Consider the following 25,523-nt stretch of genomic DNA (forward strand, 5'->3'; position numbering starts at 1 on the left):
AACGGGAAAAATAGCCTGACGGCGACCGGACTTATACTCGGGGAGTGCACATGTTCCGCCTTGAAGATCTCACGTTATTTGTCCGTGCTGCGGCGTTAAACAGTTTTAGCGACGCCGCGCGAGAAGCTGGCGTGCAGCCTGCTCAGGTCAGTTCTGCCATCAAGCGGCTGGAATCCATATTGAACATTCGCTTGTTCGCCCGCTCGACCCGCAGCCTGCGCCTGACACCGGAAGGCGAGATCTGGCTGCCCTACGCCCGCCAGATGCTGGAGGCGATGTACGCGGGGCTGCAAAAAATCCACACGTCGGAAGATGAGATTTCCGGGACGCTGCAAATTGCCGTGCCGTCCGACCTCGGGCGAAACCTGCTGTTGCCTGTTTTTCAGTCCTTCCGCCGCCGCCATCCCGCGCTACGGTTGCGGATATTTTTCTCCGATCAGATTGCCGATGTGTTCAAAGACCCCGTTGATGTCGCGTTTCGTTATGGGCACACCGAAGACGCCTCGTATATCGCGCTGCCTGTTGCGCCCGGCAATCGCCGCGTGCTGGTGGCCTCACCAGACTGGATTGCGCAGCATGGCGAACCGCACAGCCCGGAAGATTTGGCGCAGCGCAATGCGTTGACGTTCGTACTGCGTGGACGTCTTCATGACCGCTGGACGTTCATCCGCAACGGCGAAGTCAGTAGTGTGCAGGTGAATGGCGTCATGATGAGCGATGATGCCGAAGTCATCCGGCGGCTGGCGATTGCAGGAGAAGGGGTCGCGTACAAGTCCTGGCTGGACGTCTGTGACGATGTACGAGAGGGAAAGTTGCAGGTACTGATGCCGGAATATCAGGGCGAGAGCGCGCCATTAAACATGATCTGCCCGCACCGCAAACAGCTCTCCGCCGCCGTGCGCTTGCTGCATGAAGCGGTAAAAGCGCGCTGTGACGCGCTGGAGCCGTTACTTCCCTGAACCCGAACCCGACGCGAAATGTTGACCGTACCAAAAGTGTTCAGGGATGCGCTTTTGGTACAGTCGGTGAACGCCGCCGGTTACGCGTCCTGATCCATACTGTCTTTACTTTGAATCATCCGGAGCGCCAGATAAAGGTCGGGGGCAAATATAATATTACTCTCGTCCATCATCGGTCGGTGTTCAGTAAACCAGCGTGTTAATTCCGTTTTCCTGCCCGCCAGCACTAACATGATGTTCCGGGTCTGGAGTTCATTGATTAACTCATCAATGGTGGCTAATACGCTGATATCCGGATGGGTAAAGCACGCAACGGCGTCAATCACCACCCATTTGGGATCAAACGTGGCGCCATCAACCAGATTCAGTATCCGCCGTTTAAAATAGGCCGCATTAAAATAGGTCAGAGGTGAATTAAAGCGATACATCATGACCCCAGGGACCATTTTGATATCGTTGGTATTACCCAGGGAATGGATCATTCCATTTTCATCTGTCCCGAGCAGTTGCTCAGTCGGACGAAATACGGTGCGCAAAAATTGCAGCAAACCCAGTAATACAGCAAGCCCGATTCCCTGAATAACGCCAATCAGTAACACACAGACAAACGTAAAGCAGGCCAGACGGAAGGCCGGTTTATTTCGTTTTCTCAGTCCCCATAGCCCACGTAAATCGATCAACGACCATGACGCAAAAATTAAAACGACCCCCAGGGCGGAGACCGGGATGTATTTTAAGGGTTCAGTGAAGAACAAGACGATAACCGCAATCACCAGCGCGGCGATAATAGACACCAGCTGGCTTTTACCGCCGTTGGCGTCATTTACTGCGGTGCGGGAGTCTGCGCCGCTAATAGCAAATCCCTGCGATAAACCGGACATGATGTTCGCAATGCCGAGGGCTCTGAATTCAACGTCGGCGTTAATCCCATAGCCGTTTTTGGCCGCAAAGCTGCGCGCTGTCAGCATCAGGCTGACAAAACTGACTAACGCCAGGTTTAGCGCCGGGATCACTAAATCACGCATTAAACCGGGCTGGAATGTTCCCCAGTGGACAACGGGCAGACCCGACTGAAAGTTATCGCCGCCGATGGTGGCAACACCAAGCTGTTGTGCCGGGGTACACCACATCAGTATTGTCATCAATATGATGGCAATTAAAGGGGCTGGCCACTGGCTGCGGAACTTCTTGATAGTAATGAGGATGGCGAACGTTAAAAGTGAAATCGCGGCGGTTAATAAATGGCTGTCCGGGATCCGGCCCGGTAAGGCGATAATTTTCTCAATCACCTGCTCCTGATTGAGCGTAATTCCCAGCACTTTTCCCAGTTGCCCCACGATAATGGTGATAGCAACACCGTTAAGTAAACCGGTCAGGATCGGGTGTGAAAGCAGGTCGGCAATGGCGCCAAGACGAAACTGGCTGGCAAGAATACACCACACGCCCATCATCAGTGTCATGACGATCGTTAGCTGCCAGTGAAGTTCAGGGTTTCCGGCGGCCAGAGGAATAACGACGGCCGCGATAACAGCGCAGGTGGTGGCATCGGGGCCGACAATCAGCTGTCGGGAAGAACCAAACAGCGCATAGGCAATCATCGGTAAAATGCAGGAATACAGCCCGACGACAGCCCCCACACCGGCCAGCTCGGCATACGCAATGGCAACGGGAAGCGCCACCGCGGCGACGGATAACCCAGCTCTAATATCCTGTTTTAGCCAGCTTTTTTCGTAATCTAATAAATTCTTTAAGCCTGGCATGTAATTTAAAAGAATATATTTGAGCATAGTATTCTCCGGATACGGGTTAACTGCTCTACCGCATTTAGCGGACATATCATGCAATGTGAAATGCAACGCGTCGCTGATAGATTATGGATGCCAGCGACGTCACGCTCCAGCGGGAGCATGACTAACTAAGATCCGGCGGGAGGCATTGTAACAGAAGCGGCAGAACGCTGAGTAGGCGCGCCTTGGTGTATAGGTGCTATGGCGTGACGGGGGAGCGAGGGTCACCTCAGGGCGCAGCGGCTGGGTGACCCGTTGAACGACTGCAATTAGTGCGCGAACGACATCGCCCCTTCAATCTCTTTCAGCTTACGTTGCGCCGCTTTCAACTCTGCAAGCAGCGTTTGCTCTTGTCCGCTCCCGGTCATCAGAACAAGACATCCCCCCGCGACTTTTACCGTCACCTGCTGTCCGGTATCAAATCCCGCGTCTCGTAACCACTTCCCTGAAAGCGTCAGGCTGGGTGTGCTTTTATTCGTTCCCTGCGGGCGATATCCCACAATGAGCGTGCGATCGGTTTTTGCAATCGGGGTGTCTGGGGTAGAATGCGGATCAGCCATAATCAACTCCTTGATAGTTGGTGAGGTTAGCTCTCGTCTGGTATTGCGAGTACCCGGCGAGGGCGTTTCAAGCTCAGGTTGTCGTATAGTAAGGTACGTACCTGAATGATGATATCTTGCTCTCGTAGGTACGTATATGTCAACAGCCAAACGTGACCCAAATCAGTCCAAATCCGGAAAAGCACCGACTTTTCAGATTCGCATTACGCCGGAGTTAAAGGCTCAGTTTGAAGAGGCGGCTAAGAGGGAAGGGATGAGTTTGGGGAATTGGCTTAAAACCTTGGGTAGAAATGAATTAGAGCGATTATCAAAAAAATAAGGATTATTTATGACAATATTACAAGAGCAAATTAATGAGGCCCGTGTTCATGTCCATACGGACTCATATCCAATGTCGATTGGAGAGCTTGTCAATTTATATGAGGATGGGGAATTAGATATACATCCAGAATTTCAAAGGGTTTACAGATGGACAGATGAACAAAAAAGTAAACTAATTGAATCAATTCTTCTTGGCATTCCATTACCATCTATTTTTGTTGCACAACGAAGTGATGGTATATGGGATGTAGTTGATGGGTTGCAGAGACTTTCGACAATCCTTTCCTTTCAGGGAAAATTGCGCGATGAGAGAAATAACTTATGCGATCCTCTAACTCTTAGCGCAACAAAATATTTACCGGGATTAAAGGGCATGAAATGGGATAGTCCAGATGATCTCGATCATGAAATAGATATTGAGGTAAAACGAATATTCAAGAGGGAAAAAATAGACATTAAAATTATTAAAAAAGAAAGCGAGGGGGATACTAAATTTGAATTGTTTCAAAGATTAAACACTGGTGGTACAAAACTTTCAGACCAAGAGGTTAGAAATTGTATGCTTTTGATGGTTAATAATCAAGCATACTATTGGCTGAAAGATCTTTCGACTTATCCGGATTTTAATATGTCGTTGCCTCTAACTGAGAAGCAAGAAGAAGAGAGCTATGGTTTGGAATTAGCTTTTAGATATATTGTTCATCGCCATAATAATGATGATATAAAAAAAGCTCATACGGACGTTGGGCCATATTTAGATGCAGAGCTTAATGCGATTTTCAAAGTCGGAAGTGAATTCGACTATGCATCAGAAAGAGTTATTTTTCATAAAACATTCTCACTTTTAGCTTCGGCTTTGGGTGATGATGCATTTAAAAAATTTAATCATAATAAAGAAAAATATGAAGGCGCAATATCATTGCCTGTTTTTGAAGCTATAAGCTTCGGTGTGTCTAAAGCGGTTGAACTGAATTTATTTAATGATACTGATTTAATTGATAAAATTAAGGAGAATACAAAATCGTTAACAAGCAATGATAGGTTTATTCAAATATTGGACCGAAGAGTAAGACCTCTTGATCGCATGGTTTCGATGAACCAATTGGGCATGGAATTGTTTTCATGAATATACGGTCAATCTATGAACTTGAAAGTTATTTGGATAATGATTTGGCTTGGCGGAAAAAAGAATTTACAACTCTAAAGTTTATGATTAAGGATGCTCGCAATCATGAGGCGAAAATACTGAAGAAAACTGCTATAACTTTGCTCTACTCACATTGGGAGGGTTACTTAAAAAATTCATCCCAAGCATATTTATGCTATTTGAATCATTTATCACCTAAGTATTGTGATTTGAGAGAGAATTTCGTGCAATTAAGTTTGGCTGAAAAATTTTCCTCTGGATTTTCTTTGAAAAAATATAATTCCCAAAGAGATATTTATAAATATATAACTGGTAGTCTCCAGGAATGCTTAAACATTGATGAAAAGAGAGTCGTTGATACGGAGTCGAATCTTAAATACCAAGTATTATGTAATTTAATGGGACAGATTGGATTAGATATTCGTTTATTTGAGCTTAAAGAGAATTTTATTGATACGATTATGCTCAAATACAGAAATGCTATTGCTCATGGTGATAGAGTACAAGATGACGAAGTAGATCTCGCGTATGATCAGCTAGAGACTGAACTATTAGATATGATTATGACATATCAGAACCTTATTAAAAATGCGGCCGTGACAAAATCATTCCTAAAAGTAGATAACTCCTCATAAGTGGGGTTACTTAAATGGAATCTCTTTAATAGCCGCGACTGTTAAATGCCGTAATCTTATTCTCTCATTAAGATAGTTAGTTGTTTGCTCAGAAAGTAAAAGATCTAATAATTTAATGCATTTTTCTATAGAGTTATCTTTAGGTGACAAGATAATAAGATGATTTTCAACCGCGACAGGGTGGATGCAGTTTATTAAAGTTGCGGATGCTCTTATTTTATCTCTAGGGCTAGAGGTACGTTTAATTACTACAAATGGAGGTGTTGTAAGTCTCCCTCTGAATTTTCTTCTCTCTTTTATTTCATCTATAATAACTCCTGTTGGAGCATTTTTTTGATGAAGATAAGGAGCGTCAACACCTTCATCAGGATCCCGATAAGCAACGAGTGGCCCTGTAGATATGTTATAATAATCCTCAAGCTTTTCGCCACTCTGACTGTTTATGTTCCAGTCTATAGATGTTTTTCTTGCGATTTTTTTTCCTTTAAATACAAATACATCAACATCTGTTTTGGGTGAGAATTTACCCCATATTTCAACCTTTCCACAAATTTCACTTTCAATGAATTCTCGGAATTCTTTATAGCGACTACCAGAGCGTAATACATCAGGAAGTATAGAAAGAATTATGGTTTCTTTAGGGAATATTCTAGTGAGATGGTCTATTATAATCCCAGCTGAATTTACCTTACCTTTTTTCCAATAGTTGATAACTGGAGATTCCCAGTTTGCAAAAGGTGGATTTAAAACAGCATGCGTAATATCTTTTACTTCTTGGCTACCAAGAGACATTACATTTTTTTTCTCTATGCGATAAAGCAATGATAGGGCTATATCTAAAGAGCAGTCGTTTTTCACACCACGACTAAGAGCTTCTAAAATAATTCTTAACTTTGTAGCTTTTATAAAATCCGGGAAAATATCATAACCAACTAAGCTTTTTCCCCATGATTTTAACGTTTTGCTCAAACTTTTTTCAGTTGGAAGAAATTTTGATGCTTCAACTAATAAATTACCTAACCCACATGTTGGATCTAGGAAAACAAAAGAATTACTTTCACTAACTACAACCTCATTAAAGAGGTGCTTAGCAAGTTTCGTACCTGTAAAAAAACATCCATTATCTCTCATCACATCTTTTTCGAATGATTTTCTGATTAATATGTCACTAAATTCATGATTGAGAAAATCAGAATAATCCTCTTTATCAAGCATCTTAACAGATGTTTTTTGAGCGATAAATTCGCACATTTTTTCATTGAATTTTTCTACATGTAACATATTTACTTACTAAACCCCTTATTATTTAAGATTATCATAGACTTTTTTTTCTTTATTTTGAATCTTTGGATTGGAGTTGGTAAGAAAAAATGAAAGAAAAGTTAAGGCGTAAGTGGTTACTATTGGCGGAAGATCACAGGAGTCGAACCTGCCCGGGACCGCTGGCGGCCCCAACTGGATTTGAAGTCCAGCCACCTCACCGGAGATGACGATCTTCCGCGCCTCGATTGCTACATGGAGGCGGGGCGCATTATAGCTACTTCCTGGCGTTTCCACATCACTAATCACACTTTTTTCCGTACCGTTTCGTCTTGCTATGATCGGTTTCATATAAATCCCTATAAAATCCACTAGTTACATTTTCACCTGGCCTCCAGCGCTACGCCGATCACAGAAAACAAGAATCGTAAGTTGATAACAAAATAACGGAATACTCGCGCCCACAGGGATGGTTTACAACGTGTGTAACCGGTCTCATAACATCAAGGATAAGCAGATGAAGAGTGAAGTGTTATCCGTTAAAGAGAAGATTGGCTACGGCATGGGTGACGCCGCCAGCCACATCATTTTTGATAACGTCATGTTGTACATGATGTTTTTTTATACCGACATCTTTGGTATTCCCGCTGGCTTTGTCGGCACCATGTTCTTGCTGGCGCGTGCGCTGGATGCGATCTCTGACCCTTGCATGGGACTGCTGGCTGACCGCACCCGTTCCCGCTGGGGCAAGTTCCGTCCGTGGATTTTGTTTGGCGCCATCCCGTTCGGCATTGTCTGCGTGTTGGCCTACACCACGCCGGATCTCAGCCTGAACGGCAAAATGATTTACGCCGCCGTTACCTACACGCTGCTGACCCTGCTTTATACCGTGGTGAATATTCCGTACTGCGCGCTGGGCGGCGTGATCACCAACGACCCGACGCAGCGTATCTCCCTGCAATCCTGGCGCTTTGTGCTGGCGACGGCGGGCGGCATGCTCTCCACGGTGTTGATGATGCCGCTGGTGAATCTGATTGGCGGTGAAGACAAAGCATTTGGCTTCCAGGGCGGGATCGCCGTGCTGTCGGTTGTGGCATTTCTGATGCTGGCGTTCTGCTTCTTTACCACCAAAGAGCGCATCCAGGTGCCGCCGAGCACCACCTCCATGCGTGAAGATCTGCGCGACATCTGGCAAAACGACCAGTGGCGCATCGTCGGCGTGCTCACCATTCTCAACATCCTTGCCGTCTGCGTGCGCGGTGGTGCGATGATGTACTACTGCACCTGGATCATGGGTTCGCCGGAAATCTTCGTCGCGTTCCTCACCACCTACTGCGTCGGCAACCTGATTGGCTCCGCGCTGGCGAAACCGCTCACCGACTGGAAATGCAAAGTCAGTATCTTCTGGTGGACCAACGCCGCACTGGCGGTCGTGAGCGTGGCGATGTTCTTCGTGCCGATGCAGGCCACAATCATGATGTTCGCCTTTATCTTCGTGATTGGCGTACTGCACCAGCTGGTAACGCCGATCCAGTGGGTCATGATGTCCGACACCGTCGACTATGGTGAATGGACCAACGGCAAACGCCTGACCGGCATCAGCTTCGCGGGCACGCTGTTCGTACTGAAACTCGGCCTGGCGCTGGGCGGGGCGATGATTGGCTGGATGCTGGCAGGCGGTGGCTACGATGCCGCAGCTAAAACGCAGAACAGCGCTACCCTCAGCATCATCATTGGCCTGTTCACCCTGGCCCCGGCGGTTTGCTACGTGCTGAGCGCGATTATCGCCAAACGCTATTACACGCTGAAAACGCCATTCCTGACCAAAATCATGGGCGAGCTGGCGCAAGGCGCGCGCCGCAATCAGCAGGAATTTGAAACCCTGCCGGTCAGCAAAGAATTGCAGAACTAAGAGGATAAAAGTATGAAAATCAGTGACGGTAACTGGCTCATTCAGCCGGGCCTGAATGTGACGTATCCGGTTCAGGTGTTTGATGTGGAGCAGCAGGGCAACGACCTGGTGGTGTACGTTGCGCCGCGCGACGTGCGTGAGCGCACCTGGCAGCTCGACACATTGATGTTTACGGTTCGCCTGTTCTCGCCACAGGAAGGGATTGTCGGTGTGCGCATCGAACACTTCCAGGGCGCGCTGGACAAGGGGCCGCATTATCCGCTGAACGTGCTGAAAGACGTGAAGGTTGAGATTGAAAACAATGCGGAATTTGCCGGGCTGAAAAGCGGCAACCTCAGCGTGCGCGTCACCAAGGGCGAGTTCTGGGCGCTGGATTTCCTGCGCGACGGCCAGCGTATCACCGGCAGCCAGTTGAAAAACAACGGCTACGTGCAGGACGGCAATACCGACAGCAACTACATGTTTGAGCGTCTGGATCTGGGCGTCGGCGAAACGGTTTACGGACTGGGCGAGCGCTTTACCGCGCTGGTGCGCAACGGTCAGACGGTCGAAACCTGGAACCGCGACGGCGGCACCAGCACCGAGCAGTCGTATAAAAACATCCCGTTCTACCTGACCAACCGCGGCTACGGCGTGCTGGTGAACCATCCGGAAAACGTCTCCTTTGAAGTCGGCTCCGAGAAAGTTTCCAAAGTGCAGTTCAGCGTCGAAGGCGAATATCTGGAATATTTCGTGATCGACGGCCCGGCCCCGAAAGAGGTGCTGAACCGCTATACGCAGTTCACTGGCCGCCCGGCGCTGCCGCCCGCGTGGTCGTTCGGCCTGTGGCTCACCACTTCGTTTACCACCAACTACGATGAAGCAACGGTAAACAGCTTTATTGACGGTATGGCGGAGCGCAATTTGCCGCTGCATGTATTCCACTTCGACTGCTTCTGGATGAAAGCCTTCCAGTGGTGCGATTTCGAGTGGGACCCGGTGACCTTCCCGGACCCGGAAGGGATGATCCGCCGACTCAAAGCCAAGGGGCTGAAGGTCTGCGTGTGGATAAACCCCTATATCGGTCAGAAATCGCCGGTATTTAACGAGCTGAAAGAGAAAGGCTACCTGCTGAAACGCCCGGATGGATCCGTGTGGCAGTGGGATAAATGGCAGCCGGGGCTGGCGATTTATGACTTCACCAATCCGGATGCCTGTAAATGGTATGCCGACAAGCTGAAAGGCCTGGTGGATATCGGCGTCGACTGTTTTAAAACCGACTTTGGTGAACGTATCCCGACCGATGTGCAGTGGTTCGATGGTGCCGATCCGCAGAAAATGCATAACCATTATGCGTACATCTACAACGAACTGGTGTGGAACGTGCTCAAAGAGACCGTCGGCGAAGAGGAAGCGGTACTGTTTGCGCGCTCCGCGTCCGTCGGTGCGCAAAAGTTCCCGGTACACTGGGGCGGCGACTGCTACGCCAACTATGAATCCATGGCGGAAAGCCTGCGCGGCGGGTTATCTATCGGCCTCTCAGGGTTTGGTTTCTGGAGCCATGATATTGGCGGCTTCGAGAATACCGCACCGGCGCACGTCTACAAACGGTGGTGCGCGTTTGGCTTACTCTCCAGCCACAGTCGCCTGCACGGCAGCAAATCCTACCGGGTGCCGTGGGCGTACGACGACGAATCCTGCGATGTGGTGCGCTATTTCACTGAGCAGAAATGCCGGATGATGCCGTATCTGTATCGCCAGGCGGCGCTGGCTCGCGAGTGCGGTACGCCGATGCTGCGCGCCATGATGCTCGAATTTCCGGACGATCCGGCGTGCGATTACCTCGACCGCCAGTACATGCTGGGGGATTCCGTGATGGTGGCACCGGTGTTCTCGGAGGCGGGTGATGTGCAGTTTTATCTGCCGGAAGGGCGCTGGACGCACCTGTGGCGCAATGACGAGGTCGCGGGTAGCCGCTGGCACAAACAGCAGCATGACGTCCTGAGTTTGCCGGTGTACGTGCGAGACAACACCCTGCTGGCGCTGGGCTGCAATAGCCAGAAGCCGGATTACGCCTGGCATGAAGGCACCGCTTTCCAGCTGTTCCACCTGGAAGAGGGGCGTGAAACGTTCTGCGAAGTCCCTGCCGCAGACGGTTCGATTATCTTCACGCTAAAAGCGAAGCGTACCCACAATACGCTCACCGTAACGGGCGAAGGCGATGCGCGCGACTGGACGCTGTGCCTGCGTAACATCCCGCAAATCGGCGATGTGAAAGGCGGCTCTTACGCCAGCAGCGAGTGGGGTGTGGTGGTGAAAGCGGCAGGAAATGAGCTGGTGATTCACCTGTGATGCTGTTCCCCTCACCCCAAAGGGGCGAGGGGATGTGTATGGTGCCGGAGTTTGATTTGTAGGCCGGGTAAGGCGAAGCCGCCACCCGGCGTTTTTGTTGGCCCCTGAGCCTAAAATTGCCCAGTGGCGCTGCGCTTACCGGGCCTGTGTTTCAGAGCTGGGGTGATGAAGGCGCCACAGTGGGAACCGCAGCAGAAACCGTCGACACCACGCCCTCCGTCATCGTCTGTTCGACCTGCTGTTTCTCTGTATTCAGAGCGTGTAACTGACCGTTCACCGTGGGTTTCAGCGGCGTATCGGCCTGAATAGTGCCGCTGGCGGTAAGCTGGATATTCCCGTCGCCAGAAATCGGCAGTGCTGGCCAGCCCCACGGTTGCAGGATGTTCACCGGAACACCTCGCCCGTTCAGGCTTATCTGGGTCTGGCGTTGCGGCACCTGTGAAACGCTGGCGGTGGCTTCCAGCAATCCTCTCTCGGTGTAGCCACTCAGTTCACTGATGTTAATCGTACTGCTGTTTGCCGTCAGCGCCAGAGAGGGGCGACGCACATCCACGCGATTAAACGTGCCCACCGCAGCGTTGAGGGTGGCGTTCCCGCTCCACACGCCCCACTGATGGTCCTGAACCAGCCCCAGGTTCGCGCCGTAGCTGTCCAGCGCGGTGAGCTGCCACGGGAAAGTGGAGTCAACATCAATCACCAGATTGCGACTGGCGCTGAATTTCTTCAACGTCAGGCTGTTGAGCCAGCCGGGTAATGGTTTCATCCACAACTGTTTCCAGTTTGTCGGCAGGGTGTATTCCAGCCCGGCAATGGCCGTATCGTCGAGAACGAGTGCTTTACCGGAACGCTGCCAATGACCGGATGTGCGGATCATGCCGCCTTCCCAGCGGGTGGTGAACTGACGTAGCGCGATACCTTGCGGAGAGAATTCCGCGTTTAAGATGGGGTCGAAGAGATGCAGCGAACCGTAGATGAACTCACTGGCATTCATTGACAATTTGCCCTCCTGAGTCTGCCAGTCATCTTTGCTGAAGGTCAGGTTGCGCAAGCTGAGGTCAAGATCGGTCACTGCCCAGTCCGGACCTTGCAGGCGTGCGTCGGTCACCTCAAGGCGGCCAATTTGCAGGGAAGGAATACTTGTGAGCGGCGAAAAGAATTCCGCCAGCACTTTGTCGCTTTGTAAGCGGATGTCGTTCAGACGAAGGCTATCAACAATCCAACTGCCGTCCGCATTTCGTCGCGCTACGCCGGTTAATGCGCCGCGTGCGACGTCTGCGCCAATGTTGCTCAGTGTCACCTGTTCTTTGTCGATGCTGCCTTCAATCAGCACGTTAGTGGCGGGGATGTCGTTCAGCGTCAGCGAACCTGCACTGAGCTGGATCTGTGCTTTGCTGCCGAGTACCCGGCCTGCTTCAGGATTCCAGGGGATCACGCCACCGTCTACCCGTTGCGCGCTCAGGTTCCACTCGCTGCCGGGACTGTTGAACGCCATATCGTGCAGCTCTAAGCGATCGGCCCGGAAGGGAAGCGGCGCCGTTTGCGAGGAGATATTCAGCGTCCCGTCTTTAAGCAGGATGGTGTCAACATGCTGGGGATCGGTCAGCTGGCGGCTACTGAGTCCGATATCCACGGTTTTTGCGACTAACGTGGCAGGCTGACCATCCCGGCCAAAGGTGACGTTCTCCAGCAGGATGTGGGAAGGGGAGGAAAAACGGTGATCCATCGCATCAAAGGCCACGTGGTAGCCGCTATTTTCAGAGATCCAGTTGCTGACGCGTTCTGCTCCCCAGCGGGTTTGCAGCAGAAAATAGAGCACAATAACCGCCACCAAAAAGGCGATCAGCACGTAGATAAGCAGCTTTCCAATAAATTTCATGGTCTTCCATCCCGCGAAGTGCACATAACTGAGTTATGCACGATTTAGGCGTAATCCTCAAGGCGGGAATAGTGAAAGAGCGTTTCTGTGGCGGCGATTGTCGATCGCCGCCACATTCCGCTTACGGCTTTTCTGGCGGGAAAATCAGGTTCAGAACGATTGCGGTGATACCGCCTGCGGCAATCCCGGAGGAGAGCAGGTTTTTCACCCAGTCCGGCGCGAACTGCAGGATCAGCGGCTGTTGGGAAACGCCCAGACCTACCGCCAGCGACAGGGCGATAATCAGGATAGCGCGACGGTTTAACGGCTCACGCGACACGATACGCACCCCGGAGGCGGCGATAGTACCGAACATCACGAGAGTCGCACCGCCGAGCACGGGTTCTGGAATGTGTTGTACAAAACCGCTCACTGCCGGGAACAGGCCCAGGACAATCAGCATCAACGCGACAACAAAGCCAACATAGCGGCTGGCAACGCCCGTCAATTGGATCACACCGTTGTTTTGACCGAAGCAGGAGTTCGGGAAGGTGTTAAACACCGCAGAGACAAACGAGTTCAGGCCGTTAGCCAGCACTCCGCCTTTCAGACGCTTCATATACAGAGGCCCGGAAACGGGTTGCTCAGAAACATCGGAGGTGGCGGTAATATCGCCAATGGTTTCCAGTGAGGTGATCATAAAGACCAGCATCAGCGGCAGCAGAAGATTCCAGTCAATGCCCAGCCCGTAATACAGCGGCGTTGGCACCATGATGACATCCTGGGTGGTCGGGGCGGTATTTTCCGGCAGCATGCCCATAAACCATGCCAGCGCGTAGCCTGCGGCCATGGCGATCACCAGCGAAGCAACCCGCAGGTAAGGGTTACGCTGACGGTTAAGCAGAATGATCAATGCCAGAACGACGCCCGCCAGCAGCAGGTTTTTCGGTGAGCCGAAGGTGTTGTCGTTCATCGCGGCATAACCACCGCCGATGGACGTCAGGCCGACCTGAATCAGCGACAGGCCGATAATCATGACCACCACGCCGGAAACCAGCGGGGTAATGATACGACGCGCCAGATGCAGTACGCGGGAGAGTACCATTTCGGTGCAGCTTGCCAGCATCAGTGTACCGAACAGCGCCGCCATCATGGTGGGAACATCTGCGCCCCCGGTTTTCAGCGCCGTGCCGCCCATAATCAGCGGGGCGACAAAGTTGAAACTTGTTCCCTGAATCGAGAGCAACCCTGAGCCTACCGGACCCCATGCTTTAATTTGAATGATAGAGGCCACACCGGAGGCGAACAGCGACATGCTGATAATGTGTTGAGTATCCTGGGCCGGTAAACCGAGCGCCTGGCAGATTAACAGCGCGGGCGTGATGACTGCGACGAACATTGCCAGCAGGTGCTGAGACGCGGCAAAAAGAGTTTGAGGAAGCGGCGGACAATCTTCAAGACGGTAAATCAGTTCGCTGTTTTGAGTCTGCGCAATCGGTTGCGCATTTTCTGACTCGACAGTGTTAACAGACATCAGAGGCAATCCCGTAGTGTAAAAGCGGGCATTTTATCTGACCTGGTGGCAAAAGCAAACGTTTGCTAATCGTTATTCTTAATATTTAAAACAGATAAAATCACCTTTTTATATAACTTTTGTACCTTTTCTGATTAAAATCCATGCCGATTACTCGTTAAGAGCTGAGAAATGACCGAGGAATACATCGTTCGCGAGGAGCGATGCGTACTTAAAGGAGCTTAATATGTTTCATCTCGATACTTTATCGACACTTGTTGCAGCAACGCTGACGTTGCTGCTGGGACGCAAGCTGGTCCAGTCTGTCTCCTTTCTGAAGAAATACACCATTCCTGAACCGGTTGCCGGTGGATTGCTGGTGGCAATCGCTCTACTGGTGCTGAAAAAGAGCATGGGCTGGGAAATGGATTTTGATATGAGCCTGAAAGACCCGCTGATGCTGGCGTTCTTTGCCACCATTGGCCTGAACGCTAACATTGCCAGCCTGCGTGCGGGTGGCCGTGTCGTCGGCATCTTCCTGATCGTGGTGGTGGGTTTACTGGTGATGCAAAACGCCATCGGCATCGGTATGGCCAGCCTGTTGGGGCTGGATCCGTTGATGGGGCTGATCGCGGGTTCAATTACGCTTTCGGGCGGACACGGCACTGGGGCGGCATGGAGCAAGCTGTTCATCGAACGCTATGGCTTCACCAATGCGACGGAAGTGGCAATGGCATGCGCAACCTTTGGTCTGGTGCTGGGTGGGCTGATCGGCGGACCAGTGGCGCGTTACCTGGTGAAGCACTCCACCACGCCAGACGGTATGCCAGACGATCAGGAAGTGCCGACAGCGTTTGAGAAACCGGACGTTGGGCGCATGATCACCTCACTGGTGCTGATCGAAACCATTGCGCTTATCGCGATTTGTCTGACCGTCGGCAAAGTGGTTGCCCAGATGTTGGTGGGAACCGTGCTGGAACTGCCGACATTCGTCTGCGTACTGTTCGTCGGCGTGATCCTCAGTAACGGACTGGCGCTAGCGGGCTTTTATCGCGTGTTTGAGCGGGCGGTTTCGGTGCTGGGTAACGTGAGTCTCTCACTGTTCCTGGCGATGGCGCTGATGAGCCTGAAGCTGTGGGAACTGGCCTCGCTGGCGTTGCCGATGCTGGCGATTCTTGTGGTGCAGACCATCTTCATGGCGCTGTACGCCGTGTTTGTGACCTGGCGCATGATGGGTAAAAACTACGATGCCGCTGTACTGGCTGCCGGGCACTGTGGTTTTGGTCTTGGCGCTACGCCGACGGCGATAGCCAATATGCAGGCAATTACCGAGCGCTTTGGTCCGTCGCATATGGCGTTTCTGGTGGTGCCGATGGTGGGGGCGTTCTTCATCGACATCGTCAACGCGCTGGTGATTAAGCTGTACCTGTTGTTGCCGATTTTTGCGCAATAAGGACAATGCGGCGGTGTGAAAACCGCCGCGCTGTTTTAGCTTCAGGCGTTGGAGTAACGTTCGGTTTCCGGCATCCAGCGCTCGATCAACGCCGTAGCCTGTTGTGGATAACGTTCGTGAATATGGCGCGCAATGCGCTGAACTTCCGGAATAATGGCCTGATCGCGCAGTAAATCCGCCACTTTAAATTCAGCGCTTCCCGTCTGACGGGTTCCCAACAATTCGCCGGGTCCGCGGATCTCCAGGTCTTTTTGCGCAATCACAAAACCGTCGTTGCTGTCGCGCAGAACCTGCAGGCGTGTCTGCGCCGTTTTTGACAGGGGAGATTTGTAGAGCAGGACGCAGTGCGAGGCCACTGCGCCGCGACCGACGCGTCCGCGCAGCTGGTGCAATTGCGCAAGACCCAGACGCTCCGGGTTTTCAATAATCATCAGGCTGGCGTTGGGAACATCCACCCCCACTTCAATGACGGTGGTAGCAACCAGAAGATGAAGATCGCCCTGCTTAAAGGCAGCCATGATCGCCTGCTTCTCGGCGGGTTTCATTCTCCCGTGCACCAGACCAATGTTCAGCTCAGGCAGGGCAAGTTTCAGTTCTTCACTTGTGGCTTCCGCCGCCTGCGCTTCTAACAGATCCGACTCTTCAATCAGCGTACAAACCCAGTAAGCCTGGCGTCCTTCGTGGGTACATGCGTTACGCACCCGGTCAATAATATCGCTGCGGCGGGTATCCGGAATGGCGACAGTGGTGACCGGCGTGCGGCCCGGCGGCAGTTCGTCGATCACCGAGGTGTCGAGATCGGCATACGCTGTCATCGCCAGAGTGCGTGGAATCGGTGTCGCGGTCATGATCAACTGATGCGGGTGGAACCCTTGTTGCTGACCTTTCTCCCACAGCGCCAGGCGCTGATGTACGCCAAAACGGTGCTGTTCGTCGATGATCACTAACGCAAGGCCGTTAAACTGCACCTGTTCCTGGAAAATGGCGTGAGTACCGACCACCATTTGTACCTGACCGCTGGCGATGGCGTCCTGTTGCGCAAGACGCGCTTTGCCTTTTTGTTTACCGGCCAGCCAGCCCACTTCAATGCCGAGCGGGGCAAACCAGTGGCGGAAGTTATTGGCGTGTTGTTCCGCGAGCAGTTCGGTCGGGGCCATCATCGCCACCTGTTTGCCGTGGGCAATCGCCCGCAGCGCGGCGAGTGCCGCAACCAGCGTTTTACCGGAGCCGACATCACCCTGCACTAGGCGCATCATTGGCACATCCAGCGCCATGTCGCGTTCGATTTCCGCCACCACACGCGTTTGCGCCCCAGTCGGTTTAAAGGGCAGTGAATCAAGAAAACGATTTTTGAGTTCGCCTTGCGCACTGAGCGACAGCGCGTGATATCGCTGCGCTCCGGCACGCAGCGCCAGCATACTCAGGTTATGCGCCAGTAATTCTTCCAGGATCAGCCGCCGCTGCGCCGGGTGTTGCCCGGTTTCCAGGTCGCTGAGCTGGAGCGATGGCGGCGGACGGTGCAGTGTGCGTAATGCCTCCGGCAGACTCATCATGCCCTGTAGAAGCTCTGGCGGTAACAGTTCGGCAATGGCGCAGGTATCAAGTAAATCCAGCGCCTGATCGGTGAGTTTGCGCAGCGTTGCCTGTTTTATCCCTTCGGTGGTCGGGTAAACGGGGGTGAGCGTCTCCTGCAACTCCGGCGTGCTGAGATCGCCCTGAACGCGGTATTCCGGGTGGAACATTTCTGCCCCGTATTTTCCGCGCTTTGCTTCTCCGTAGGCCAGTACGCGGCGACCTGTCGCCAGGCTGTTTTTCATTGCCGCACTGAAATTGAAAAAACGCATGGTGAGGATGCCAGAGCCGTCGCTGATCTGACAGGTCATCATCCGGCGCCCGCCGAATGTGATGTTGCAGTTCAGCACTTCTCCTTCTACGGTGGCGTAAACGCCCGGCAGCAGTTCGCCTATCGGATAGAGATGGGTACGATCTTCATAACGCAGTGGAAGGTGCAGGAGGAGATCCTGTACGGTATGCAGGCCAATTTTCGCCAGTTTGCTGCTTTGTGCTGCGCCAACGCCCGTTAGTGAACTGAGCGGAACAGCATCTAACAGGCGCCCTTTCATTTACGCTTCATCCTTCCCGCCGCCTCTTTGTTGGCTGCATTCACTTACTCCGGTCACATCGTTTTCTATGCTCCTGGAGATTCGTTCATTTGCCGCCTTGATGCAACGTGAATGATTTTGCCTAATATTGGAAGCCTGCATGGTGGCCCACCATGCGGCATCGGCTTCAATTTCGCCTTGTGCATTCACATGGGGGTAAGGCAGGCCTTTGCGTTTAGCCACGTTCGCCAGTACCGGATAACCGCCTTCAAACAGCAGACGCTGCTGCTCGTCTTCCGGCAACATACTGTTCTCACGCCGATACATGCCCGCGTTTTGCCGCTGGCGCTGTGCTTCGTAGAGAATCAGAGCCGAAGCGACGGAGACGTTAAGTGACTGCACCATGCCAATCATCGGGATGATAATGTCCTGATCCGCAAGGTCTAATGCTTCTTGGGTGATGCCGGTTTTCTCTTGCCCCATCAGAATACAGGTCGGGCGGGTGTAATCAATTTCGCGGAAATCGACGGCTTTATCTGAAAGGTGAGTGGCCAGAATCTGCATGTCCTGGCTTTTCAGGTGGGAGACGGCGTCACTAATGGTGCGGTGAGTCTTCACCTGCACCCAGCTGTTGCTTCCCGCCGCCGAAGAGGCCATGGTGCGCATACGGCTACCCGGCCAAACGGCGTGGACTTCATGTACGCCAACGGCATCTGCGGTACGGATAATCGCAGAAACGTTATGAGGTTTATGGACCTGCTCCATGCAGACGGTCAGATCAGGCTGACGCCTGGCGAGCATCTCGCAGATACGCGCATAACGCTGTGCATTCATAAGGCTAGTTTCGGTTACGGGTGACTTTTATCACGTCCGGCATCACGCGGATTTTGCGCATGATATTCGCCAGATGCACACGATCGCGTGCGGTGAGACGAATAAAGGCGCTATAGACGCGACCATCTTTCTCTTCAGTATTCAAACTTTGAATATTGGAGGTGGTAGTGTTGATTGCCGCAGTCAGGTTTGCCAGCGCACCCTGGTGGTTAAACATGTCCACCTTGATTTCAGCGATGAACTCCTGCTCCGTCTCTTTATCCCATTCGACAGCCATAAACTTTTCTGGCTCTTTCTGGTAACCACGGATGTTACGGCAGGACTCATGGTGAATAACCAGACCTTTTCCGGGGCTGACGTGAGCGATAATCGGGTCGCCGGGAATCGGGCGGCAGCATTTGGCGAAGGTGATCAGCACGCCATCCGCACCTTTGATCGGCAGATGTCCGTGGCTGGAGTGCGCTTGTGCGGTTGCCGAAGCATCACCTTGCTGAAGATTCTTCGCCACCACGACGCTCATGGCGTTACCCAGACCGATTTCCGCCAGCAGATCGTCCAGCGTCGCGAGCTTCATGCGCTCAATTTCGCGCTGGATGCTTTCCTGCGGAATTTCAGCCAGTTTACGGCTGCCGCCTAAGGCATGATTCAGCAAGCGACGGCCGAGGCTGACGGAATCGTCGCGCTTGAGATTCTTCAGTAACTGGCGAATTTTGGCACGCGCTTTCGAGCTGACGACAAAGTTGAGCCAGGCGGCATTAGGACGTGCGCCAGGTGCGGTAATGATCTCAACCGTCTGGCCGCTGGAAAGCGACTGCGATAGCGGATAAGGCTGGCGGTCGACGCGCGCGCCGACGCAGGCATGACCGATATCGGTATGTACCGCGTAAGCAAAGTCGACAGGTGTGGCACCGGCAGGCAGTTCGACAATTCGCCCTTCCGGTGTGAAAACGTAAATCTCATCCGGGAAGAGATCGGATTTAACGCTCTCGATAAATTCAAACGAGCTACCGGCGCTCTGTTGCAGTTCCAGCAGACTCTGCATCCAGCGCTGGGCGCGGATTTGTGCGGTGGTGCTGGTCTCGCCGTGCTCTTTATAAGCCCAGTGCGCCGCAACCCCCATCTCTGCCATCTGGTCCATGTCTTCAGTACGGATTTGTACTTCCACTGGAACGCCATGTGGGCCGATCATCGAGGTGTGCAAAGACTGATAGCCGTTCGCTTTTGGAATGGCGATATAGTCTTTCACGCGCCCTGGACGCGGCTTATAGAGGCTGTGCATCTGGCCAAGCACGCGATAGCAGGTGTCGGAGTCATGGACGATAACGCGGAAAGCGTAGATGTCCATGATCGAGTGAAAACGCTGCTCTTTGAGCACCATTTTGCAGTAGATAGAGTACAGATGTTTTTCGCGACCGCTAACGCGACACGGAATTCCCGCTTCCTGTAAACGCCCTTCAATTTCAGAGAGGATTTTTTGGATCATCTCTTTACGGTTGCCGCGCGCGGCTTTCACCACCTCTTTAATCACCCGGTAGCGGTTTGGGTACAACGCTTCAAAACCCAGCTCTTCCAGCTCAGTTTTGATGTGGTGGATACCTAAACGGTGCGCCAGAGGGCTGTAGATTTCGAGGGTTTCACGGGCGATGCGGCGACGTTTGTCCGGGCGTAATGAGCCCAGCGTGCGCATGTTATGGGTTCGGTCAGCGAGTTTGATGAGAATGACGCGGATATCCTGCACCATCGCCATAATCATCTTGCGAAAGTTTTCGGCCTGCGCCTCTTTCTTATCGCGGAACTTGAGTTTATCAAGTTTCGACACCCCTTCTACCAGTTCAGCAACGCTTTTACCAAAAAGCTGTTCCATGTCCTGGTAGGTGGCGGGAGTGTCTTCAATCACATCATGCAGCAGCGCCGCCATTAGCGTTTCATAGTCGAGTTTCATCTCGGCCAGAATGCAGGCGACGGCGACTGGATGGGTGATATAGGGTTCACCGCTTGAACGTGTCTGGCCCTCGTGAGCGTCACGTGCAACGAGATACGCCTGCCGCAGACGCTTAATTTGGTCTTCCGGCAGGTAGTGTTGAATCAGTTGATTCAGGCTTTCAAACAGATACAAGGGCGACCCGCTGAGTAATTAACGACGACCTTCAGCAATAGCGGTAACGGCTTGTAATTCAGCGGCTTCCTGCTCTTGCTGTTCCTGGCGTTCACGCACGTCGAGGATCTGGTTGTTGATCAGACCTTCTTCGATTTCGCGAAGCGCGATTACAGTAGTTTTATCGTTTTCTTCCGGTACGAGCGGATCCTTTCCGCCTACCTGCATCTGACGAGCGCGACGCGCGGCGACCAGTACCAGGTCAAAACGGTTACCAATTTTCTCTACAGCGTCCTGAACAGTTACGCGTGCCATACTTAAAATGCTCCACAGGTGAAGAAATGACTGGGCATGATACTGAATGTGGGTTCAGTCTGCCAACAGTTTGCTGATTAAAGCGTCATGACGCTGCTTTTGGCGGCTCATGCGCAGACGTTCGGCGCGAATGACGGTTTTCAGATCGCCGAGGGCGGTATCAAAATCATCATTCACAATGAGGTAATCATATTCGGCGTAATGGCTCATTTCTGCAACAGCTTGCGCCATACGTTTTGCAATGACTTCCTCGCTATCCTGACCGCGACCGCGAAGACGGCGGTCCAGCTCAATTTTGGACGGCGGTAAAATAAAGATACTGCGTGCCTGCGGCATCTTCTCACGAATTTGCTGGGCGCCCTGCCAGTCAATATCAAGAAAAACATCCACACCGGAAGCCAGCACTTGCTCAATGGCCTCGCGAGACGTGCCGTAATAATTACCGAACACTTCAGCATGCTCGAGAAACGCATCTCTGCCAATCATGGTTTTGAATTCGTCATGATTCACAAAGAAATAATGTTCGCCATGCACTTCACCCGGACGCGGAGCGCGTGTGGTGTGTGAAACAGAAACCTGGGTGTCATACAACGGTTGGGTTTTCAATAAAGCCTGAATCAGGCTGGATTTACCCGCGCCACTGGGGGCAGAAACAATATAAAGCGTGCCTTGAGCCATGAGTATCTTATGTATGTGATTGTCGAAAGAGAGCCTACATACGAGCTTATTATACACGTCGCCGCTATATGACGTAGCCCTTGTCACACTTTTTGCCCCTGATTATTGCGTTTTGCGTACCTTTTTCCTGATTTACCGTGAAATTACTGCAATGAGTGAAAATGACAGGAATCCTGCTCGCAGGCTGTGTGTTTGCCGCTCGGTGCCGAAATCATTCTGCGCTATATCTGCCGGACAACGTGCAGCGGAGGTGCAGATGACGTTATGGAAGAACATCGCAATCAGTGTATTGCTGTGCCATTCATCGGCTGGCGCGGTTTGCCCCGCCTGGTCGGCGACGAGGGCGGAAGAGGAAATAACCCGCTTAACGCGGCAAATCGCGCAGTGGAATGACATTTACTGGAAGCAGGGTATTAGCGCAGTCGATGATACTGTTTACGACCAACTCAGTGCGCAACTAACGCAATGGCGGCGCTGTTTTGGCGAGGAGGCCACTACAGATCCGACTGCACCGCCAAAAAATGGCTCAATGTTGCATCCTGTTGCCCATACCGGTGTGCGCAAGCTTGCGGATAAACAGGCGATGCAGCAGTGGATGCATCGTCGAAGCGATCTGTGGGTTCAGCCGAAGGTGGATGGTGTGGCTGTGACGCTAGTGTACCGGGATGGCAATCTCATCAGAGCGATTAGCCGGGGGAACGGACTGGAAGGTGAAGAGTGGACGCAAAAGGTTCGCCATATTCCGTCTGTGCCGCGCACCACAAAAGGAACGCTTGCCAATAGCGTCCTGCAGGGCGAAATCTTCCTGCTTCAGGAAAACCATATCCAGCAGCAAATGGGGGGAATGAATGCCCGTTCTAAAGTCGCAGGGATGATGATGCGTGCAGATCATTCCTCCTCGCTAAGCGCATTAGGCATTTTTATCTGGGCGTGGCCCGATGGCCCGCAGTCGATGCCTGAACGATTGCAGAAACTGACTGACGCGGGGTTTAGTTTAACGCAGCGCTATACCCAACCAGTGAATAACGTCGATGATGTTGAAAAAGCGCGAGAGAGATGGTGGACAACGAGCCTGCCGTTTGCCACCGATGGCGTCGTGGTACGGATGGGTAAAGAACCGGAAGCCCGAAGCTGGCTTCCTGGCGAAGGGGACTGGCTGGTTGCCTGGAAATACACCCCGGTGGCGCAGGTCGCAGAGGTGGCGGAAATTCTCTTCACCACGGGAAAGAGCGGGAAAACCGCAGTGGTGGCATCGCTTGCTCCGGTTATGTTGGACGATAAGAAGGTTCAGCGTGTCAATCTTGGCTCCGTCAGACGTTGGGAAGAGTGGGACATCGCACCTGGCGATCGCATTCTTGTCAGCCTTGCCGGACAAGGTATTCCCCGTATCGATGATGTTGTCTGGCGTAGTACGCAGCGGACTAAACCAACACCTCCCGGAGGGCATTTGGGTTCATTGACCTGTTTTTATGCCTCATCTGAGTGTCGGGAACAATTCATTGCGAGACTGGTTTGGTTGGGGTCGAAATCGGTCTTGGATCTGAATGGTGTGGGAGAGGCTGGATGGCGAGCGCTTCATCAGGCACATCGCTTTGAGCATATATTTTCCTGGCTGGCGTTAACCCGGGAACAATTACAGAACACGCCAGGAGTAGGCAAAGGGAAAGGCGCGCAATTGTGGCACCAGTTCAATATGGCGCGCCGCCAGCCCTTTATCCGCTGGGTTATGGCGATGGATATACCGCTAACGCAGGCCGCGCTTAAGGTCAGCGGTATTCGTTCGTGGGAGTCATTGTTGGCGCAAACCGAGCCGTATTGGCGAATGCTGCCGTCAACGGGCGAGCGCCGCGCCAGAAAGGTCATACAGTGGAGGGATAACCCAGAGATAAAAACGCTGAGTCAGTGGTTAGCTGCTCAGCGTATTGCGGGGTTTATGCCTTAGTGGCCTTCGTGATGATAATAAAACACGGGCAAACCCAGTTTGAGACGCAGCGCCAGCAATCTCGCGGTGAAGCCAAAAATCAACGTGGAGATAACGACCACATCATGGCTGGAGACATAGTGCTGAAGCGCTATGTAAAGCACGGCAGAAGCAAATGATACGCCGGCGTACAGCTCTTTCTGGAAGACCAGGGGAATGCGTTTACAGAACATGTCACGCAACACGCCGCCAAATACGCCGGTGGTCACTGCGGCGACCACGGCAATGATCGGGCCATGACCCATATCCAGCGCAACCTGAGCACCGATGATGGAAAAGACCACCAAACCCAGTGCATCAAGCACAAGGAATAATTTGCGCAAATAAGGCATGACGGGGGCGACAATGGTCGTCAGCACCGCAGCAGCCGCCACGATAATGACATATTCAGGATGCTTCACCCAGCCGAGCGGATAATGCCCAAGCAGAATATCGCGAACGGAACCGCCGCCAATGGCAGTCGCGGTTGCAATGATGATGACGCCGAAGGTATCCATGCGACGACGACCTGCAGCAAGTGCGCCCGTCATGGCTTCTGCGGTAATGCCAATTAAGTACAAAACGTGTAACAGCATGCCTTCCCCCTGATTTACTGGGGAGAAAGGTTAGCGATTTGTGCGTAGTATCACGATTGAGATTTTCTAAGGCGAGGCGGTTTTAATAACTTTATCTTATGCAAAATTATATTCTTCATCATATTTCACGCCTTTTCAGGTTATGAGGTTGAAAAAGAATGATGAAAATAACTAATAGAAAAAGAGAAGGGTGACTCGATAAAAAGGAAAAACACGTAGCACCGCTTCATTTTCACGGGCTACGTGGTGAAAAATGGCTTACTCGATATTCTGAATCTGTTCGCGCATTTGCTCGATCAATACTTTCAGTTCAATGGCGGAATTGGTGACTTCTGCATTGATAGACTTAGACGCCAGTGTGTTCGACTCACGGTTGAATTCCTGCATCATGAAGTCCAGACGACGGCCAACCGCCTCTTTTTTCTTCAGGATGTTGTAGGTTTCTTTAACGTGCGCTTCCAGACGATCCAGCTCTTCCGCCACGTCGATGCGCTGCGCCATCAGCACCAGCTCTTGTTCCAGGCGGTTATTTTCCAGTTGAACCTGCGCATCTTCCAGCTTGGCCACCAGACGTTCGCGCTGCCACTGTAAGATCTCCGGCATGTGCGCGCGTACTTTGATGACTTCGGCGCTGACGCCTTCAAGACGTTGCTCAATCAGGGCTTTCAGCGCCTGGCCTTCGGTTTCGCGGGCGATGATGAAGTCGTCCAGCGTACCGTCAAGGGCGGCCAGGATTTCTGCCGCAATAGTGTCCAGATCCTGCTCCTGAGCGGCCATTACTCCCGGCCAGCGCAGAATATCAACCGGATTGATTTCCCCTTCATCACTCTGCATTTTGACCCAGTTAGCGGCGGTGACGAGCTGCTTTGCGAGCTTCTCATTCAGAATGAGTTCACCTTGTGCGCTGGCATCGGGTTCAAAACGCAGCGTACATTCGACTTTACCGCGCGTCAGGCGCGTGCGAATACGTTCACGAACAACAGGCTCGAGGCTACGGAACTGTTCCGGCAGACGAAAATAAGTTTCCAGATAACGCTGGTTTACCGAGCGCATTTCCCAGGTGGCGCTACCCCATTCACCCTTGATTTCACGCCGGGCGTAGGCGGTCATACTGCGGATCATAGACGTTCCTGTTTTTAAAGGAGAGATGGGGGGATTATAGCTATGCATGCCCTGTCAGGATAGGAATAACCGACGGAAGTCCGTATAA

20 protein-coding genes and 1 tRNA gene are annotated in these 25,523 nt (G+C 52.1%); 8 read left to right on the forward strand and 13 right to left on the reverse strand.

The features are described from left to right. Positions 1-50 precede the first annotated feature (50 nt). Positions 51-959: a LysR family transcriptional regulator gene (locus P2W74_RS00255; protein ID WP_276293448.1), complete on the forward strand. Its 909-nt coding sequence runs from the start codon at positions 51-53 to the stop codon at positions 957-959. Between the two features lie 80 nt (positions 960-1,039). On the opposite strand, the gene P2W74_RS00260 is transcribed toward P2W74_RS00255, so the two are convergent. Then, positions 1,040-2,746: a SulP family inorganic anion transporter gene (locus P2W74_RS00260; protein WP_276293449.1), complete on the reverse strand. Its 1,707-nt coding sequence runs from the start codon at positions 2,744-2,746 to the stop codon at positions 1,040-1,042. Positions 2,747-3,015: 269 nt separating this feature from the next. Beyond that, complete coding sequence (locus P2W74_RS00265) at positions 3,016-3,306, reverse strand: SymE family type I addiction module toxin (protein ID WP_276293450.1); 291 nt, start codon at positions 3,304-3,306, stop codon at positions 3,016-3,018. A gap of 136 nt (positions 3,307-3,442) precedes the next feature. On the opposite strand from P2W74_RS00265, the gene P2W74_RS00270 reads away from it, so the two are divergent. Genes P2W74_RS00270 through P2W74_RS00280 form a run of 3 tightly spaced genes read left to right on the forward strand, consistent with a single transcriptional unit; the run spans position 3,443 to position 5,409 of the window. Further along, positions 3,443-3,625 (forward strand): toxin-antitoxin system HicB family antitoxin, encoded by a 183-nt coding sequence (locus P2W74_RS00270; protein ID WP_276293451.1) that lies wholly within the window; start codon positions 3,443-3,445, stop codon positions 3,623-3,625. Between the two features lie 9 nt (positions 3,626-3,634). Next, positions 3,635-4,753: a DUF262 domain-containing protein gene (locus P2W74_RS00275; protein ID WP_276293452.1), complete on the forward strand. Its 1,119-nt coding sequence runs from the start codon at positions 3,635-3,637 to the stop codon at positions 4,751-4,753. Continuing rightward, entirely contained in the window at positions 4,750-5,409 is a 660-nt protein-coding gene (locus P2W74_RS00280) for an MAE_28990/MAE_18760 family HEPN-like nuclease (protein ID WP_276293453.1), read from the forward strand. The genes P2W74_RS00275 and P2W74_RS00280 overlap by 4 nt, the downstream gene beginning before the upstream one ends. A 6-nt stretch (positions 5,410-5,415) precedes the next feature. Here P2W74_RS00280 and P2W74_RS00285 read toward each other — a convergent pair whose 3' ends face one another. Together P2W74_RS00285 and P2W74_RS00290 are read right to left on the reverse strand one after the other, a co-directional pair. Further along, positions 5,416-6,690, reverse strand: a complete 1,275-nt coding sequence (locus P2W74_RS00285) for an N-6 DNA methylase (RefSeq protein WP_276293454.1) — start codon at positions 6,688-6,690, stop codon at positions 5,416-5,418. Between the two features lie 123 nt (positions 6,691-6,813). Further along, a tRNA-Sec gene (locus tag P2W74_RS00290) sits at positions 6,814-6,908 on the reverse strand. Positions 6,909-7,186: 278 nt separating this feature from the next. Between P2W74_RS00290 and P2W74_RS00295 the strand changes: the two genes are divergently transcribed. Next, positions 7,187-8,581 carry a glycoside-pentoside-hexuronide family transporter gene (locus tag P2W74_RS00295; RefSeq protein WP_276293455.1) on the forward strand — a complete coding sequence of 465 codons (1,395 nt, stop codon included), beginning with the start codon at positions 7,187-7,189 and terminating at the stop codon, positions 8,579-8,581. Between the two features lie 12 nt (positions 8,582-8,593). Beyond that, positions 8,594-10,912: an alpha-xylosidase gene (yicI, locus tag P2W74_RS00300; protein ID WP_276293456.1), complete on the forward strand. Its 2,319-nt coding sequence runs from the start codon at positions 8,594-8,596 to the stop codon at positions 10,910-10,912. Between the two features lie 151 nt (positions 10,913-11,063). Here the strand turns inward: yicI and P2W74_RS00305 are convergent, their stop codons facing one another. Further along, the gene (locus P2W74_RS00305) at positions 11,064-12,788 is read right to left on the reverse strand and encodes an AsmA family protein (protein WP_276293457.1); all 1,725 of its coding nucleotides are present in this window, start codon (positions 12,786-12,788) and stop codon (positions 11,064-11,066) included. A gap of 121 nt (positions 12,789-12,909) precedes the next feature. Then, entirely contained in the window at positions 12,910-14,301 is a 1,392-nt protein-coding gene (gene xanP / locus P2W74_RS00310; RefSeq protein WP_276293458.1) for a xanthine/proton symporter XanP, read from the reverse strand. 226 nt (positions 14,302-14,527) lie between these two features. On the opposite strand from xanP, the gene gltS reads away from it, so the two are divergent. Next, positions 14,528-15,733, forward strand: coding sequence for a sodium/glutamate symporter (gene gltS, locus P2W74_RS00315; protein WP_276293459.1), 1,206 nt, complete (start codon positions 14,528-14,530; stop codon positions 15,731-15,733). A 41-nt stretch (positions 15,734-15,774) separates the two neighbouring features. Here gltS and recG read toward each other — a convergent pair whose 3' ends face one another. Genes recG through gmk form a run of 5 tightly spaced genes read right to left on the reverse strand, consistent with a single transcriptional unit; the run spans position 15,775 to position 21,757 of the window. Then, the gene (gene recG / locus P2W74_RS00320; RefSeq protein WP_203359564.1) at positions 15,775-17,856 is read right to left on the reverse strand and encodes an ATP-dependent DNA helicase RecG; all 2,082 of its coding nucleotides are present in this window, start codon (positions 17,854-17,856) and stop codon (positions 15,775-15,777) included. Beyond that, on the reverse strand, positions 17,857-18,669 hold the full coding sequence (gene trmH, locus P2W74_RS00325) for a tRNA (guanosine(18)-2'-O)-methyltransferase TrmH (RefSeq protein WP_276293460.1): 813 nt from the start codon (positions 18,667-18,669) through the stop codon (positions 17,857-17,859). A 4-nt stretch (positions 18,670-18,673) separates the two neighbouring features. Beyond that, positions 18,674-20,785 carry a bifunctional GTP diphosphokinase/guanosine-3',5'-bis pyrophosphate 3'-pyrophosphohydrolase gene (gene spoT, locus P2W74_RS00330; RefSeq protein ID WP_276293461.1) on the reverse strand — a complete coding sequence of 704 codons (2,112 nt, stop codon included), beginning with the start codon at positions 20,783-20,785 and terminating at the stop codon, positions 18,674-18,676. A gap of 18 nt (positions 20,786-20,803) precedes the next feature. Beyond that, positions 20,804-21,079, reverse strand: coding sequence for a DNA-directed RNA polymerase subunit omega (gene rpoZ / locus P2W74_RS00335; protein WP_000135058.1), 276 nt, complete (start codon positions 21,077-21,079; stop codon positions 20,804-20,806). A gap of 54 nt (positions 21,080-21,133) precedes the next feature. Next, entirely contained in the window at positions 21,134-21,757 is a 624-nt protein-coding gene (gmk, locus tag P2W74_RS00340; protein WP_276293462.1) for a guanylate kinase, read from the reverse strand. Between the two features lie 256 nt (positions 21,758-22,013). On the opposite strand from gmk, the gene ligB reads away from it, so the two are divergent. Beyond that, positions 22,014-23,699, forward strand: a complete 1,686-nt coding sequence (gene ligB, locus P2W74_RS00345; RefSeq protein WP_276293463.1) for an NAD-dependent DNA ligase LigB — start codon at positions 22,014-22,016, stop codon at positions 23,697-23,699. Here the strand turns inward: ligB and P2W74_RS00350 are convergent. Continuing rightward, positions 23,696-24,313, reverse strand: a complete 618-nt coding sequence (locus P2W74_RS00350; protein ID WP_276293464.1) for a trimeric intracellular cation channel family protein — start codon at positions 24,311-24,313, stop codon at positions 23,696-23,698. The two genes, ligB and P2W74_RS00350, sit on opposite strands and share 4 nt — an antisense overlap. 258 nt (positions 24,314-24,571) lie before the next feature. Beyond that, a complete protein-coding gene (locus tag P2W74_RS00355; protein ID WP_276293465.1) occupies positions 24,572-25,435 on the reverse strand; it encodes a YicC/YloC family endoribonuclease in 864 nt (287 codons plus the stop codon). Between the last annotated feature and the right edge of the window lie 88 nt (positions 25,436-25,523).

It is taken from the genome of Citrobacter enshiensis, from assembly GCF_029338175.1.
GTDB classification, from domain to species: Bacteria; Pseudomonadota; Gammaproteobacteria; order Enterobacterales; family Enterobacteriaceae; genus Citrobacter_D; species Citrobacter_D enshiensis.